14 protein-coding genes are annotated in these 15,522 nt (G+C 38.4%); 5 read left to right on the top strand and 9 right to left on the bottom strand.

Translation table 11 applies throughout. The features are described from left to right. Positions 1–187 precede the first annotated feature (187 nt). From J4N25_RS08290 to J4N25_RS08255, 8 genes are all read right to left on the bottom strand, one after another. Positions 188–733, bottom strand: coding sequence for a peroxiredoxin (locus J4N25_RS08290; protein ID WP_207421730.1), 546 nt, complete (start codon positions 731–733; stop codon positions 188–190). A gap of 112 nt (positions 734–845) precedes the next feature. Next, entirely contained in the window at positions 846–2,171 is a 1,326-nt protein-coding gene (locus J4N25_RS08285; protein WP_207421729.1) for a sensor histidine kinase, read from the bottom strand. Beyond that, entirely contained in the window at positions 2,168–2,848 is a 681-nt protein-coding gene (locus J4N25_RS08280; protein WP_207421728.1) for a response regulator transcription factor, read from the bottom strand. Before J4N25_RS08280 ends, J4N25_RS08285 begins: the two co-directional genes overlap by 4 nt. A gap of 2 nt (positions 2,849–2,850) precedes the next feature. Continuing rightward, positions 2,851–3,825, bottom strand: coding sequence for a porin family protein (locus J4N25_RS08275; RefSeq protein ID WP_207421727.1), 975 nt, complete (start codon positions 3,823–3,825; stop codon positions 2,851–2,853). 24 nt (positions 3,826–3,849) lie between these two features. After that, positions 3,850–4,215: a hypothetical protein gene (locus tag J4N25_RS08270; protein WP_207421726.1), complete on the bottom strand. Its 366-nt coding sequence runs from the start codon at positions 4,213–4,215 to the stop codon at positions 3,850–3,852. A 78-nt stretch (positions 4,216–4,293) separates the two neighbouring features. Continuing rightward, on the bottom strand, positions 4,294–4,965 hold the full coding sequence (locus J4N25_RS08265) for a hypothetical protein (RefSeq protein WP_207421725.1): 672 nt from the start codon (positions 4,963–4,965) through the stop codon (positions 4,294–4,296). Between the two features lie 192 nt (positions 4,966–5,157). Continuing rightward, the gene (locus J4N25_RS08260) at positions 5,158–5,313 is read right to left on the bottom strand and encodes a hypothetical protein (RefSeq protein ID WP_207421724.1); all 156 of its coding nucleotides are present in this window, start codon (positions 5,311–5,313) and stop codon (positions 5,158–5,160) included. A gap of 42 nt (positions 5,314–5,355) precedes the next feature. Further along, the gene (locus tag J4N25_RS08255) at positions 5,356–6,162 is read right to left on the bottom strand and encodes an N-acetylmuramoyl-L-alanine amidase (protein ID WP_207421723.1); all 807 of its coding nucleotides are present in this window, start codon (positions 6,160–6,162) and stop codon (positions 5,356–5,358) included. Between the two features lie 74 nt (positions 6,163–6,236). On the opposite strand from J4N25_RS08255, the gene J4N25_RS08250 reads away from it, so the two are divergent. After that, positions 6,237–7,100: an aldose 1-epimerase family protein gene (locus J4N25_RS08250; protein ID WP_207421722.1), complete on the top strand. Its 864-nt coding sequence runs from the start codon at positions 6,237–6,239 to the stop codon at positions 7,098–7,100. A 143-nt stretch (positions 7,101–7,243) separates the two neighbouring features. Here J4N25_RS08250 and gltX read toward each other — a convergent pair whose 3' ends face one another. Further along, positions 7,244–8,758 (bottom strand): glutamate--tRNA ligase, encoded by a 1,515-nt coding sequence (gene gltX, locus J4N25_RS08245; RefSeq protein ID WP_207421721.1) that lies wholly within the window; start codon positions 8,756–8,758, stop codon positions 7,244–7,246. Positions 8,759–8,972: 214 nt separating this feature from the next. On the opposite strand from gltX, the gene J4N25_RS08240 reads away from it, so the two are divergent. From J4N25_RS08240 to J4N25_RS08225, 4 genes are all read left to right on the top strand, one after another. Further along, the gene (locus tag J4N25_RS08240; protein ID WP_207421720.1) at positions 8,973–9,689 is read left to right on the top strand and encodes a phosphoadenylyl-sulfate reductase; all 717 of its coding nucleotides are present in this window, start codon (positions 8,973–8,975) and stop codon (positions 9,687–9,689) included. Between the two features lie 18 nt (positions 9,690–9,707). Further along, a complete protein-coding gene (gene cysD, locus J4N25_RS08235; protein WP_207421719.1) occupies positions 9,708–10,613 on the top strand; it encodes a sulfate adenylyltransferase subunit CysD in 906 nt (301 codons plus the stop codon). A 128-nt stretch (positions 10,614–10,741) separates the two neighbouring features. Beyond that, positions 10,742–11,983, top strand: a complete 1,242-nt coding sequence (locus J4N25_RS08230) for a sulfate adenylyltransferase subunit 1 (RefSeq protein WP_207421718.1) — start codon at positions 10,742–10,744, stop codon at positions 11,981–11,983. 212 nt (positions 11,984–12,195) lie between these two features. Further along, complete coding sequence (locus J4N25_RS08225) at positions 12,196–15,522, top strand: coiled-coil domain-containing protein (RefSeq protein WP_207421717.1); 3,327 nt, start codon at positions 12,196–12,198, stop codon at positions 15,520–15,522.

Raw genomic sequence — 15,522 nt, 5'->3', positions numbered from 1 at the left:
CGGCCAGCAAGCCGGCTAACAGTTCATACTTGTTGCTTTTAAAAAATATATTGATTTAAATAAAAACCCTCAATGAGCAGAAAGCCCATCTTATAGAGTAAAATGTTTGAAGGTTCTATAGTAAGCCTAAAAAAGGCAATACAGAAAAAGTCCCCGATTAACGGGGACTTTTTTGTTATGTTATTGATTAAGCTGTTAGAGTAGCTTGACCTTTTTCCCAGTTACAAGGACAAAGTTCATCAGTTTGCAGACCGTCTAATACACGTAAAACTTCTTTTACGTTACGACCAACATTTAGATCGTTTACAGATACCCAACGAACGATACCTTGAGGATCAATGATGAACGTAGCACGGTAAGCAATCTTCTCTTTCGGCTCCAAAATGCCTAAATCTTCAGCCAATGACTTAGAAGTATCCGCTAGCATAGGGAACTTAAGGTCACGTAAATCTTCATGATCTTTTCTCCAGGCTAGGTGAACGAATTCAGAATCTGTAGAAGCACCGATTAAACGTGCATCTCTATCGCGGAATTCACCATAAGCTTTGTTAAATTCAGCTATTTCAGTAGGACAAACGAAGGTAAAATCTTTTGGCCACCAGAACATTACTGTCCAAACGTTATCTTCGTTAGCAAGGTACTCAGAAGAAAGAGTTTCAAACTCTTTACCTTTTTCAAGACTTACTACCGCTGTTTTTTCGAATGAAGGGAATTTCTGACCTATAGTAATCATAAATATTTCTTTTTTAAGTTGCGGCAAAGATAAGGCAGAACAGCAGGACAATCAATTAAAAGCCGATCGTTTTTCTCAATACCCTATAGATGATGTCTATGTAACACCAAAACTAATAAATAATCTCTTTAGGAAATACCAAGGTAAAAGTAGTTCCTTTCATTACTATCGAACTTACATCAACATTAATTTTATGATAGGAGGCGATACTCTTTACAATAGATAAACCCAACCCAAACCCGCCTGCTTCTGCGAGATTAGACTTCTTGAAGCGATTAAAGATAGTAGGAATATCTTCCGCGGGAATTCCGATTCCTGTATCTTCTATAAAAATCTGATAAAAACTCCCTGAATGATAAGAATCCTGAATAATTATTTCTCCTTGGGGCTTATTGTACTTGATGGCGTTATTTATGAGATTATAGAAAAGCTGATATAATAAGTCCCTATTGCAGTTCTTTAAACTTATATCATTCTTCAGTGATACTCTAAAACGAATATCCTTCTCCTCTAACCTATGCCCTATATCGTCCATCACATCCTCAAGCAAACCTTTTAGCGATACTACTTCCGACCTGGCAAACTGCTTATTATCAATTCTAGATATCAAGAGTAACGAGTTTACAATTTTTTTGAGACGGTTTAGTGTGCGATGCATCTCAATCAACTTACTTTGCACCAAATCCGACACTTCGGTTTCTCCCAGCAGATTCTCAATCTTATTTTGAAGAATACTTATAGGGGTCATTAGTTCATGCGATGCATTTGCTGTAAATTCTCTCTCCTTTTCAAAAGCCTCATGTATTTGATTCATCAAAGTCATAAGAGAGCTATCGAGGTATTGAAAATCAGAAGTTGAAGTTCTAACGGGATGAGGGTCGTCATTGAAAGGGAAACGTCTGTTTAGAAGCTTGCTTTTAATGATTTTACCCAAAGGAGCTAGCAAAAAGCGGGTATAGATTAGATCAGCAACCAAAGTAAAAAGAATAAGGGCAACCAGTACCCAAGAAGCAATTTTCTGGAGAGGCCTGTTATATTGACTGATGGTAGCTGTGGTTTTACCAATTTCTAGCAGATATGGCTTTTTTTCAGATAAAAAGTTATGGGTAAGAAGTCGATAGTTTAACGTATCCCCTTCCACAATACGCCTTGACGTTTCAATGGTATCAGCACTAATACCTGTATCGCTAGGAGAAAGGGAAATATATTCCTCCTTCAACATAGTATAACTACCCATGCTTTCCTCCCCTTGAAGGTAATAATCAATACCGTTCTTAGAGATGATGTTCATCACCTTCTTCTTCTGCTCTCTTAGATAATCGTCTGTGTACCTGGATGCAATTCTTTCGATAAGATTAGGCAAAAGGAAAACAAAAAGCACCACAATCGCGAGCTTTGACAGCGTAATGAACAGTGTAAGCTTGGTTAATAACTTCAATCTTGCTTCCTGATTTTATACCCTACTCCTCTTACGGTTTCCAGCCAATCTACAGGTCCGTAAGCCCCTAACTTTTTCCGGATGTTTTTTATATGCACATCTATATAATTGGAGTCATAATCATCATCTACAAAGCTTCCCCAAATATGTTCACTTAATTGAATCCTTGTCAAGACCCGATTTTTATGAAGGAGCATATAGCTTAACAAATCAAATTCCTTTCTGGTGATTTCTATTTCTGCAGCATTGTGAGCAACTGTCCGTTTTTGAAGGTCTATTTCAAACTCTCCTAAATGCAAGGCCTGATTTTTTACACCAAACTTCCTTCTTGAAATTGCCTGCATCCGGGATTGAAGTTCTAACAGAGAAAAAGGCTTAGGGAGATAATCGTCTGCACCTAAGTCCAGCCCCTTAATTCTATCTTCAATATTACCTCTTGCTGTGAGGATTATAAAGGCGGCCTCAGAATTATGCTTCTTGGCATGTTCTAACACAACCAATCCGTCTTTATCGGGCAGCCCTAAATCCAGCAGCACAAAGTCATACTGATTAATCTCTATATTTTCTAAGGCCTGCCGTGCATTGTGAGCTAAATCAACCACAAAGAATGCCTTTTTAAGAAAAGCCTCTACCTCGTAGGCCAAGGTTTTTTCGTCTTCAACTATTAGTACTTTCAAAGCTATTTGTCTTTATAGAAAAGGTAAGTGAAACTAAGCGTAAAAAAAGATTGATTCTCGTGAACTACGCCGGCAAATTTCTTACTAGGAATTGATAGTTGATAAGCCGCTTCAAGTGTATAATGGGCCCGGTTATAGGCTAAAGGCAGCCTGAGGGTACTGGTAAATAGATCGAAGCTTGTAGAATATATATATTGAGGCGACGTATCCTTGCCCCCAATTTTTTTAATTCTATTAACCTTCTTTTCCTGCGATTTTACCTCATTAATGATATCCTTAGGCGAGAACCCAGGCGCTTTACCAGTTGATTTTTTACCATCCGATTCCGAATTATTATCATTATCAGGTGAGACTGGAGTCGCAAGAAACTGAGTTCCAGCTATAAAACTTACTGAAGGTGTAATTGTAATATAATCCTTATCTTTTATAATTGACCCTAAGTCAATTTCTTTAGAATTACTTAAAGTTAAATAATAATCGTTCATCCTCCTGCCCTCCTCATCCTTTACATTTCCAAAAACATAATCCCCGTTTAAAGCAGAATTCAGCCATTTGAAATCATATGTTAAGCCTGCACTTACAGTATTAGGGTTAACAGACTGTGGTAATGGAGAGTCCTTAGCAAAAAAGAAGCGTGTGTAACTAGCACTCGCCCCCAATTTTTTGGTAATATCCATACTGTAACCCACCGATAAGTTTAGCTCTGAAACTGCTGGTCCCAGATCCACTAATTTAATAGCCGATCCTGCCACGAAAAAGCCCAACCCGGACTGATAGGATAAATCAGTTGAAACAAATGGTAGCTTTTCTGCCGTTGTCTGTCCGTAATAGTTCGCTGTATTACCATAACTCGCTCCAACAGAAAAGACTGAAAGTTTATCATTATTAGCGGTATCCGGCGCAGCTTTTTCAGTAGATTGTCCAAAAGCACTAGCAGCAGACACAAGCATCAACACCTTTGCCAAAATAAATTTCATATTATCTTTGGTTATCACAATTACTTAATAGAATCCCAGTCGTTGCTTGCCGCCTCCTGGACGAACAACAGGTGGTCGTTTTATACGGACTCGATCTCTAACAACAGCTGGCTTCGGTAATTTTCTGGACCGTGGAACCTCTTTTATTACGTCTGGTCGTTCAGTAGGTTTTTTATGGTCGGGCTTTTTGTCGTCGGGTTTCTTCTCGTTTGGTTTTTTGTCGTTGCGTTCTTGAAGAGGCTTTTTGCCAGTTGAATCTAAAAACAATAAGACCTGTCCACTATATTTAGTAAGCGAATTAGACCTTCTGCTTCCTGCAGCTGAACACAATAAGGGCAACGCCGACACGAGGCAAACAAGCACAAATCTATATAACACAGGCGTTTTCATTAAAAAGTATAAAAGTAAAAAGTTTGCCCCAATTTTAGAGGCAAACTTACATAAGTGTGTGTTATATGTAGAAGCCTATTAAAGATGTAACCCTGCAGCAGTCCCCACCCTGCCTGTTACACCGGAACGGCGTAGTTGAACTTTTGTTGCCGAGCTAACTGATCCATTAGCTCGTACAGCTCTAGCTTTATTTGCAGTAGTTTTTACTGCTTTAGATGTTTCAACAGCGGCGTCTTTACTTACATCAAATGTTGCATTCGCTCTTGCGCCTACATTCGCTCTTGCCTCAACTGCGCGTTCTGCAGCTGCAGCTTTTTTCTCCGATACTGCTTCTTCTGTTTGTTCTTTCAGAGCAGCTACCTGGTCTTTTTTTGCTTCAATTGTAGCCCGCAGTTCTGCTTTGGCTTCTGCTTTCCGCGACGAAGCTTCGTCTTTCGTGTCCTCTAATGCCTTTTTCTTTGCCTCAACATTAGCCTGCAGTTCAGCCTTTGCTTCTGCTTTTTTCGTTGCAGCAGCTTCTTTTCTCGTTTTCTTCTCTTCTGTGTTGTCGGTGTGTTTAGCGGTGTGAATAGAAGACTGAGAATTTACAGAAGCTGAACTGCTAACGACTTCCCCTTTATTTGTACCTACTGTTGTTTCTGATTTTGCCGTTGTGCTTACCGTTACTCCATGATGATTTTCAGAGGAAGTCTGCGCACTTACCGACCCTGATATTACTATTGCTGTTGCTATTAGTCCCCAAATTTTCATATTCGTTAAATTAAGTGTGTGTTTGTATTTTTTTCTTATTCAAAACAACACAAGCAAAATGAAGGGAAAATGAAAAATCCAAACTTTCTTTAAATAATACAAGAATTGTTAGTCAGAGTGCTCAGTATGTATTTTGAACCTGGTTAGTTCAAAAGTGTAACTATTAAATTAATTCATCGATTGTCAGAAAGCTTAATAGGTGATTATAATCTGGGCATCCGAAAGAATGTACGATCTTACCTTTACGGATTGGTCCTTTTGTCCAAACTTTACCGGATTGACCGAAAATGCCAGAAACTTCCAACCGTCGTAGATCCGTCGGTGAACCGTCGGTCCTCCGTCATTCATCCACCCAATGTATATCCTATGCTAAGATCCGCAATAAAAACACTAATACTTCCTGAGCAAATTATTTAAAACCCTTTTAGTGCTGTCATCTAAAGCAGGATCATTGTTCTTCTGAAGGAAATGCAGTTTAAAGGCTTTAATAGCGGCAACGGAATCTTTTGTATCGTAGCCAATGATCCTCAAAGCTTGAACTGAATTGAAGCCGGCTGGTACCGAGTCGAGGACAGCATCAGGCCAGTGGCCAAATCCGTATTCAGATAACTTCTTCCAGGGAAAAAAGGCATTAGGATCTACCTTTCTCGAAGGCGCGATATCAGAATGACCAATAAAATTTGAAGAGGGTATATTATAATCCTTCTTTAGCTTCGCCAGCAATAAGGTGAGACTTTTAATTTGTTCTTCCGGAAATTCTTCATTTCCGTTATTGTCCAGCTCTATTCCTATTGATACAGAATTAATATCGGTTAAGCTACCCCATTTTGCTATCCCACCATGCCAGGCTCGTAAGTAATCATTTAACATATGATGAACTGTTCCATCTTTACAAACTACATAATGTGCACTAACCTGACTTTTTTTACTAATGAAGGTAGTCAAAGTCTTTTCACAAGCCCCTTGGGCTGTATGATGGATAATTACATAATTTGGTTTCCGTAAATTAAAATTTACCGTACCTATAGGATATGGTGCGGGTTTACCGATTTCTGATACAGCAGGAACAACAGCTAATGTTTTAGTGAAAGCTTTCGCCTGCTTTTTATACTCCTTATTCGTCGGTCCATAAGGGTTACTTGAGCAGCTGTAAATAAGTGCAGCTGTAAATAGAATGGGTAAAAATTGTTTTCTCATGTATTTTGCGTCAATACCTTTGTTCAAAAGTAATATCTTTAATCCCTATAATTAAAGATTGAATTTTCCTTCTTATGGTTACCTTAGAAAATGCTATCCTAAAAGCATCTGTTAGTCCTAAAGGTGCAGAGTTACAGAGCCTATTCCATAAAGATAACTCCGTTGAATACTTATGGAATGGTGATCCGGCTTTTTGGAACAAACATTCGCCTGTTCTTTTCCCTATTGTTGGCGGCTTGAAAGACAACACTTATATCTACAATAACATTGAATACAATTTACCAAGACACGGTTTTGCAAGGGATATGGAATTTGTTAAGGAACGTGTATTTGGAGACTCTTGCTCGTTCGTACTTAAGAATAATGAGGATACACAAAAAGTATATCCTTTCGAATTCCTGCTTAGAATTAAGTACCAACTGAATGCAAATTCTGTAACTATAACCTATGAAGTAGAAAACCCGGGTGCTGAACCGCTTTTGTTTTCAATCGGCACACATCCTGCCTTTCAAGTTCCGCTTATAAAAGGTACCACCTATGAAGATTACTATTTCCATTTTAGTGAACTAGAAAATTCGAACCGGTGGACATTAAAGAATAACCTAATTGCGGAACCAGTAGACTATTTCAAGGATCAAGATAAACTGTCGTTGAATCCGAATTTGTTTTATGATGATGCACTTGTGTTTAAAGACTTAAAATCAACCCGAATTTCGATTTGCAGTGACAAGACCACGCATGGCCTCCATTGTGATTTTGCTGGGTTTCCGTATATGGGATTGTGGGCGGCGAAAGACGCGCCATTCGTCTGTATTGAGCCTTGGTATGGAATAGCTGATTCAATAAATCATAATCAGAAACTCGAACAGAAAGAAGGGATTATAAAATTAGAAAGCGGTGGAAGCTGGAATGCGAAATGGAGTATATCCTGCTTTTAAATAACAAAGTTGTAAGATACTCAATGCATCCTCCTCCTTTTCGGATGCTTGATCTCAATATGGAAATTAGTTTTACCAAAAAATGCCCTGAAAGAGTTTTACTTCCGGGGCATTTCTTATGACTTCGAGTGTTGAAAATAACTTTACTTGAAGGCCACCAAGGCTTTTTGAATTCGGGAAACTGTTTCTTCCTTACCAACTAAAGACGCAATATCAAAAACAGCAGGGCCAAACTTTCCACCAACAAGCATGATGCGTAATGGAAGCATTACATCTCCGATTTTTAATCCCTTGTCTGCAACTAACTTTTTAAATAGAGCTTCTAATTCTACCGCCTCAAAGGCTTCAAGTTTTTCAAGTTCAGTAATGAACTCGAAAAAAAAGCCTTCCTTTTGATCATTCCATTTAGGCTTAACTGCATCAAGATCGTAACTGGCAGGTCCTTGAAAGAAATATCCCGCTTGCGAAACAAAATCAGTAAGTAAGGTACAGCGATCTTTTACCAGATCGATTATTTGAAGGAGTTTCCCAGAGTCAGCAACTTCAATATTATTAGTGGAAAGCACCCTTGCTACCTCATCCCGCAGATGCTCAGCTTTAACTTTTTTAATCCACTCGGCGTTAAACCACTTTGCTTTTTCAAAATCAAACTTGGCCCCTGAATGGTTTACTCTTTCCAAAGAGAACTTCTCAATCAACTCATCAATTGAAAAGATTTCCTGATCAGTACCATCATTCCACCCAAGCATAGCTAAGAGGTTGATGAAAGCCTCCGGAAGGAAACCCATTTCTCTGAAACCTGGTGTAACTTCACCATTAGAAGGATCAGCCCAATTCATAGCATACACCGGGAACCCTAATCTTGCACCATCTCGTTTACTTAATTTCCCATTACCGTCTGGCTTTAATATTAAAGGTAGGTGAGCCCACTGTGGCATAGCATCCTCCCAACCTAAAAACTTCCAAAGCATTAAATGCACGGGAGCAGAAGGCAACCACTCTTCGCCGCGAAAAGCATGAGTAATTTTCATCAAAAAGTCGTCCACTACTACAGCCAAATGATAAGTAGGCATTCCATCTGCTTTAAGCAATACCTTATCATCTACAAGCATAGTATCGAAACTAACGAAACCCCTGATTAAGTCAGTAAAAGATATGGTTTCATCAGAAGGCATATTAATACGAATAACATAAGGCGTACCTTCATCAAGCAATCTATGCACTTCATCCTTTGATAAAGTGAGGGAGTTTCTCAATTGATGACGAAAAGCATGTCCGTACTGAAAATTAGGAATTTCGGCACGTTTCTCTTCAAGCTCTTCCGGAGTATCGAAAGCATAATATGCTTTTCCTTCCGAAACAAGTTGATCTGCAAACTTCTTATAGATATCTTTACGTTCACTTTGACGATAGGGACCGTACTCTCCTCCTGCTTCTGTCCCTTCATCGGGATTTAAACCACACCACTTTAAGCAATTCAAAATATATTCCTCGGCCCCAGGAACAAAACGGGTTTGATCTGTATCCTCAATACGTAAAATAAAGTCTCCTCCATGCTTCTTGGCAAAAAGGTAGTTGAATAAAACCGTTCTAACTCCACCTAAATGCAGCCCTCCTGTAGGACTGGGAGCAAAGCGTACACGAACTTTATTGGTCATAATTCTAAAATATTGAGTCGCAAAGATAGACTTTTAAGCAGGTTTAGCCGAAAATTACCTCTTAATGATCCAATTTCTAAAATGATGCTTTATAAGTGCTTAATTCTATGTATTTTTGCCTACTTTTTCTATAGGCTTTACTTAAGCCTTAGTCATTCATCTGGCTAATCTTAACTTGGTGAGTGTTAAATAAATATAAATTGACTTTATAACAATGTCTGGCAATTTAGAACATAGAACAGCAGAGCTTTCTGCAGCTTTAAGCGGTTTATCACCAGAACAGGCTTTAGCTTATCTTGCTAATGAATTTGAAGGAAAAATTATTTGTTCTTCAAGTTTCAGCTGGGAAGATCAGGTAATCTCGCACATGATCTTATCTCAAAAGCTCCCTATTAAAATTTTCACTTTAGATACAGGTCGCCTATTCAGCGAAACGTATTATGTATGGAGCCGCACAAATGAAATGTATTCTACGAACATAGAAGCCTATTATCCAAATGCATCACTTATTGAAGAATTTGTGACAGCAAAGGGACCTAATTCGTTCTATGATTCAGTGGAAAATCGCAAAAGTTGCTGCTATATTCGTAAAGTAGAGCCACTTCAAAGAGCATTGAAGGGGAATGAGCTATGGATTACCGGACTTAGAGCAGAGCATTCACCGGAAAGAGGAGATCTGCCTCAAATAGAATTTGACCACACTAACAATATCATAAAATTCCATCCTCTTCTTCATTGGTCTACTGATGATTTAAGAGCTGTTATTAATCAGAACGGAATTCCATATAATACTTTACACGATAAAGGATTTGTAAGCATTGGCTGTCAGCCTTGTACCAGAGCAATTATGCCTGGGGACGATTTTAGGGCAGGCCGCTGGTGGTGGGAAGATAAAACAAGTAAAGAGTGCGGATTACACGCACATTCATAACAATTGGATAAAATAACTATGCCATCTAAATTAGATTACCTGGATTTGCTTGAATCAGAGTCTATCCACATTATGCGTGAGGTAGCAGGTCAGTTCGAGCGCCCGGCACTTTTATTTTCCGGAGGGAAAGACTCAATTACTCTTGTTCAATTAGCATTAAAAGCTTTCAAACCTGGAAAGATTCCTTTTCCGCTTGTACACATTGATACAGGCCATAACTTTCCTGAAGCTTTGGAATACCGCGACAGGCTTGCCGACGAACTTGGGGCTAAACTAATTGTACGTAAAGTTGAAGATACTATTAAAGCCAGAGGTTTAAAAGAACCTGTGGGTAAATTTGCTTCAAGAAATGCCCTCCAGTCTTATACTTTATTAGATACTATTGAAGAATTTGGCTTTGACGCTTGTATTGGCGGTGCACGCCGGGATGAAGAAAAAGCTCGTGCTAAGGAGCGTATTTTCTCCGTACGAGATGAGTTCGGTCAATGGGATCCTAAGAAGCAACGACCAGAGCTATGGAACCTTTACAACGGAAAAATTGCCAAAGGAGAGAATGTTCGCGTGTTTCCTATATCAAACTGGGTAGAACTTGACGTTTGGAACTATATTAAGCGTGAAGGGATAGAACTTCCATCAATCTATTTTACTCACGAGCGCGAAGTGTTGGTGCATGGAGAGTTTCTGGTTGCAATGTCTGAGTTTATCCGTGTTGATGAAGGAGACGTTATTGAGAAACGTAAGGTTCGTTACAGGACCGTTGGTGATATGACCTGTACTGCTGCAGTTGAGTCGACCGCTAACAATATCGATGATATCATTGGTGAAATTAACAGGACCAATATCAGCGAACGTGGTGAGACCCGTATTGATGACCAGGTTTCAGAGGCAGCAATGGAGGATAGAAAGAAGAACGGATACTTTTAGTATTAGACTGGTGAAATTGATGTGTATTTTTCACGTCCAATCTAATAATTAAACAATAAATATTTGAAAGATGGGGATAAGATAGTTCTCTCATAGCTAACATCCCGCATCTGATATCTAAACATAACATGGATTTACTTCGATTTATAACTGCAGGTAGTGTTGACGATGGAAAAAGTACTTTGATCGGTCGCTTATTGTATGACACCGACTCGATTAAAGTTGACCAGCTTGCAACTATACAGAAACAAAGTAAAAATAAAGGTGAGGGGGAAATAGACCTGGCCTTATTTACTGATGGACTTCGTGCAGAACGCGAGCAAGGCATCACTATCGATGTCGCTTACAAGTATTTCAATACAGAAAAACGTAAGTTCATCATAGCTGATGCTCCCGGACACATACAATACACTCGTAACATGGTTACTGGGGCTTCTAATTCGGATTTGATCATCATTCTTATTGATGCCCGGTTAGGAGTAATTGAACAGACCAGAAGACATAGCATCATTGCCTCTCTGTTGCAGATCCCTCACGTAGTTGTAACCATCAATAAGATGGATATGGTGGATTTCTCTGAAGAGGTATATAATAATATCGTGATCGAATACTCTAAGATTGCAAAGCAGCTAAATATTAAGGATGTAACTTTCATTCCAATCAGTGCATTGCTAGGAGACAATATAGTTAATCCATCTGAAAATACACCCTGGTATAAGGGTGAAACCCTTCTTCACCTGTTAGAAAATATAAATTTAAGTCACGACTTAAATTATACCGAGCCTCGCTTCCCTGTGCAATATGTGATTCGTCCTCAGACAGATGAATTGCATGACTATCGTGGATACGCTGGTAAAGTGATCAGTGGTACTTATAAAAAAGGTGACCTTGTAACTGTACTGCCCGATGGCATAGACTCTATAGTAGAAGCCGTAGAAATTAATGGTGAAGAAGTTGACGAAGTTTTCGCTCCTCAAAGTGCCGTGATTCGTTTAAAAGACGATATCGACATTAATCGGGGAGATATAATTGTAAATAAAGCAAATCTTCCAAACGTTTCTCAGGATATTGAGACAACTCTTTGCTGGATGGATAGCCGTCCAATGGTTACTGGAAACAAGTATCTTCTACAAGTACAGAGTAAGCGTGTGCGTTGTATCATCAAGGAGATTAACTACAAACTTGATGTGAACACTCTCGAAAAGATTGAAAATGTGGATCAGGTAGGTTTAAATGACGTGGTACATGTTACCCTGAAAACTGCTTCTCCGGTAGTATTTGATAGTTATAATAGCTTAAGGGCTAACGGCGGGGCTATCTTGATCGACGAAACAGCACATACTACCGTTGCAGGTTGTATGTTACAGTAAACTATAAGAATAACAGGCAACGACGAGGGGCCTATCGATTAAAATAAGAGTTCGGAGATTTCTTCGAACTTTTTTATTTTGATTTAACTCCACCCTTTTAGGCGCTACAAGGAAAAACGAAAAGTTATGACGAACGAAAGTTAATTAGAAGCAGGGTTATAACAATATATCATAAAATTCCGTTAATTTAGTATTTATACTTTGAGAGATAAATGGGTGCTTCTGCCAGCAATTATTCCTATCTCATCCTTAAAATAGATGAGTTTATACGTAAGTACTATTTAAATCAAGTAGTACGAGGCTCTCTTTATCTGGCAGCATCCTTATTTGCCTCCTATACATTCGTCGCAATTGCTGAATATTTCGGAAATTTCTCATCTCTTGTTCGCACTCTTCTATTCTATAGCTTCCTAACTTTTAATACCATCATTCTTATCAAATGGATTGCTATTCCGCTTCTTAAGTATTATAAGCTTGGAAAAACGATTTCACATGAGAAAGCGTCAGAAATTATAGGTTATCACTTTTCTCATATTAAAGATAAGTTGTTAAATACTTTACAATTGAAAAAGCTTGCCGACGAAAATATAAATCAAAAAGATTTAATAGAAGCGAGCATAAATCAAAAGATTGTAGAGCTTAAACCTGTCCCTTTTACTACAGCTATAAAAATTAAAGACAACAGGAGATATCTTAAATATGTACTCCCCCCCCTGGTTGTACTTGTTCTTATCGGAGCTACAGCTCCCTCTATTTTAAAAGATAGTACGGTGCGACTGATCAAGCATCACGAGAAGTTTGCGAGGAAAGCTCCATTTCAGTTCCTAGTGTTAAATAAAGATTTAAGCACTTTACAAGGGGAAGATTTTGTATTAAAAGTGAAGATAATCGGGCAAGAAATTCCCCAGGATATTTACATTGAAGACGGTGCCAATATCTTTAAATTAAATAAAGAAAATATTTTAAATTTCAGCTATACCTTTAGAAATATTCAGGAGGACAAAAAAATAGTTCTAACAGCTGGAGAATTTAGTTCAGATCCATATGTCATTGAGGTAGAAAAGAACCCCTCTCTTCTAAACTTTAACGTATTTCTTGAATACCCTAGTTATATTAATAAAAAAAACGAAAATCTTAATAACTCTGGTGATCTATCGGTGCCTCTGGGGACTAAAGTTTTCTGGAAATTTAAGACCGAAAATGCCGAGAGTGTTACACTGACAACAAAAGGTAGAAAAATAAACATCCGGCCTGCGAATGAAAACACATTCAACTATAGTTTACGCGCCTTAGAAAATACCTTTTTCTCATTAAAAACATCATCCGGATCCGTTGTTGCTAAAGAGGAAACGGAATATCACCTCACAGTAATTCCCGACTTAAGTCCGCAGATTCAAGTGAATGAACGAAAAGACTCACTGGAATCTAAAATACTCTATTTCTTGGGTCAGGTGAACGATGATTACGGCTTCTCCAATCTTAAATTCGTTTATAAAGTATCAGGGCTTTCAAAAAGCCGGAGCTCTTCTAAACGGATTTCCTTCAATAAAAATGAAAATCGAAGTAATTTTTTGTACGCGTTCGACGTAAGGACAATTGGAATTAAGCCCGGTGAGCGCTTGGATTATTACTTTGAGATTTTTGACAATGACGGGGTCAACGGTCCTAAGTCAGCAAAGTCTCCTATAAAAACACTTGAAATTCTTACTACGAAGGAAGCAGGAAAGAAAATTGAACAATCAGCTAAAGCCATTGAGAGAAAAATGGAACAGGCTATTCGGCAGGCCTCTGCTGTAGAGCGCGAAGCCAAAAGGCTTAATCAGGAACTACTTAATAAAAAGAATTTGTCCTTCGATGAGAAGAAACAAATAGAACAACTACTTGATAAACAAAGGGATTTGCAAAAACTAGTGGATGAAATAAAAGACGAAAATAAAAAGAATCTAAACGAAAGACACGATTTAAATAAAGAGACAGAGCAACTTTTAGAAAAGCAAAAGCAAATCGAGAACTTGTTTGAGAACGTACTTGACGAGAAAACTAAGGAGCTACTAAAGAATATCGAACGCTTGCTGGAACAGAATAATAAAGGTCAAACGCAGCAGGAGCTTTCCAAAATGCAAACGGATAATAAAATGCTGCAGAAAGAATTGGATAGGATTTTAGAACTTTATAAGAAATTAGAGTTTGATCAGAAGCTCAACGATATCACAGATAAGTTAGATAAACTATCAGAAAAGCAGCAAAAGTTAAAAGAAGAAACACAAAAAAACAAGTGGTCAGCTGACCTTAAAAGACAACAGGAACAGCTTAATGAGGAATTTAACGATATTAAAGAGGAGCTGAAAGACCTTGATAAGAAGAATGAGGAGCTAGACAAAAGGAACGAATTTCAGAATCCCAGCAAAGAACAAGAACAAATAGAGGGAAGCCTTGAGGAAAGTACCAAAAGCCTCGAAAGTAAGGACAATAAAAAAGCAGCCCAGAAACAACAGGTCGCTGCTCAGCAAATGAAACAGCTGTCACAAAAGTTATCTCAGATGCAACAAAAGAACGAACAGGAAGAAAATCAAGTTAACCTTCAAAGTTTACGACAAATTTTGAAAAACTTACTTTCTGCATCTTTTGACCAGGAGAAGATCATGCAGACTTTACGATCTACTTCATCTAATGACCCAAGCTATTTGGTTCTAACTCAAAAACAGAAAGGCATCAAGGATGACTTGAAAGTAGTACAGGACAGTTTATTCGCATTAAGTAAAAAAGCTCCGCAAATCGAGTCACTAGTAAATAAAGAAATCCAGGAAATAAATAAAAACATCGAAAGCGCCTTAGGTTACCTTTCTGAACGAAGAACTGCTGAAGCAAATAGAAATCAGCAGTATGCAATGACATCAATAAATAACTTGGCACTAATGTTGAGTGAGGTGGAGGATACTCTTCAACGGATGATGAAGAATGCACAGCAAGGCGGCAAAGGTAAACAGAAGAGCTTGTCTCAACTCCGTCAGATGCAGGAACAGCTCAATCAAAATATGCAGAAAGCCAGGCGTCAAATGCAACAACAAGGCATTCAATCAGGCAAGGGAGTTCAGGGTAAGGGGCAAATGAGCGAACAGATGGCAAGGATGGCTCGCGAACAGCAGTTAATCCGTCAGTCTTTGCAAGAAATTAACAGAGATCTAAACAAAGATGGAAAAGGTGGGTTAGGTAATTTAGACAAGCTAGCAAAGGAGATGGAACAAAGTGAGACGGATCTCGTAAACAAGAAGATTCAGCAGGAAACGCTTAATAGGCAGCAGGAAATTTTAACGAAGCTCCTTAATGCAGAAAAAGCTGAAAAGGAGCGTGAGCTAGACAATAAAAGAGAAAGCAAGCAGGGAAAAGAATATTTACCAAATTACAAAATCGTTCTTGACGAGTTTAAGAAAATTAAACAGAACGAAGTGGAATTATTAAAAACTGTGCCTCCTGATTTAAATTCATTTTATAAATTGAAAGTAGGCGATTATTTTAGGCTTTTAAATAGTAACCAATAG

This window comes from Desertivirga brevis (assembly GCF_017355835.1).
The sequence above is the reverse complement of the archived record's forward strand: the minus strand, read 5'-3'. Positions and strand labels throughout refer to the sequence as shown.

Coding starts and splice junctions, on each gene's coding strand:
- J4N25_RS08225 (WP_207421717.1), top strand. CDS start 12,196: ATGGGTGCTTCTGCCAGCAATTATTCCTATCTCATCCTTAAAATAGAT.
- J4N25_RS08260 (WP_207421724.1), bottom strand. CDS start 5,313: ATGAATGACGGAGGACCGACGGTTCACCGACGGATCTACGACGGTTGG.
- gltX (WP_207421721.1), bottom strand. CDS start 8,758: ATGACCAATAAAGTTCGTGTACGCTTTGCTCCCAGTCCTACAGGAGGG.
- J4N25_RS08255 (WP_207421723.1), bottom strand. CDS start 6,162: ATGAGAAAACAATTTTTACCCATTCTATTTACAGCTGCACTTATTTAC.
- J4N25_RS08275 (WP_207421727.1), bottom strand. CDS start 3,825: ATGAAATTTATTTTGGCAAAGGTGTTGATGCTTGTGTCTGCTGCTAGT.
- J4N25_RS08240 (WP_207421720.1), top strand. CDS start 8,973: ATGTCTGGCAATTTAGAACATAGAACAGCAGAGCTTTCTGCAGCTTTA.
- J4N25_RS08230 (WP_207421718.1), top strand. CDS start 10,742: ATGGATTTACTTCGATTTATAACTGCAGGTAGTGTTGACGATGGAAAA.
- J4N25_RS08265 (WP_207421725.1), bottom strand. CDS start 4,965: ATGAAAATTTGGGGACTAATAGCAACAGCAATAGTAATATCAGGGTCG.
- J4N25_RS08290 (WP_207421730.1), bottom strand. CDS start 733: ATGATTACTATAGGTCAGAAATTCCCTTCATTCGAAAAAACAGCGGTA.
- J4N25_RS08250 (WP_207421722.1), top strand. CDS start 6,237: ATGGTTACCTTAGAAAATGCTATCCTAAAAGCATCTGTTAGTCCTAAA.
- cysD (WP_207421719.1), top strand. CDS start 9,708: ATGCCATCTAAATTAGATTACCTGGATTTGCTTGAATCAGAGTCTATC.
- J4N25_RS08270 (WP_207421726.1), bottom strand. CDS start 4,215: ATGAAAACGCCTGTGTTATATAGATTTGTGCTTGTTTGCCTCGTGTCG.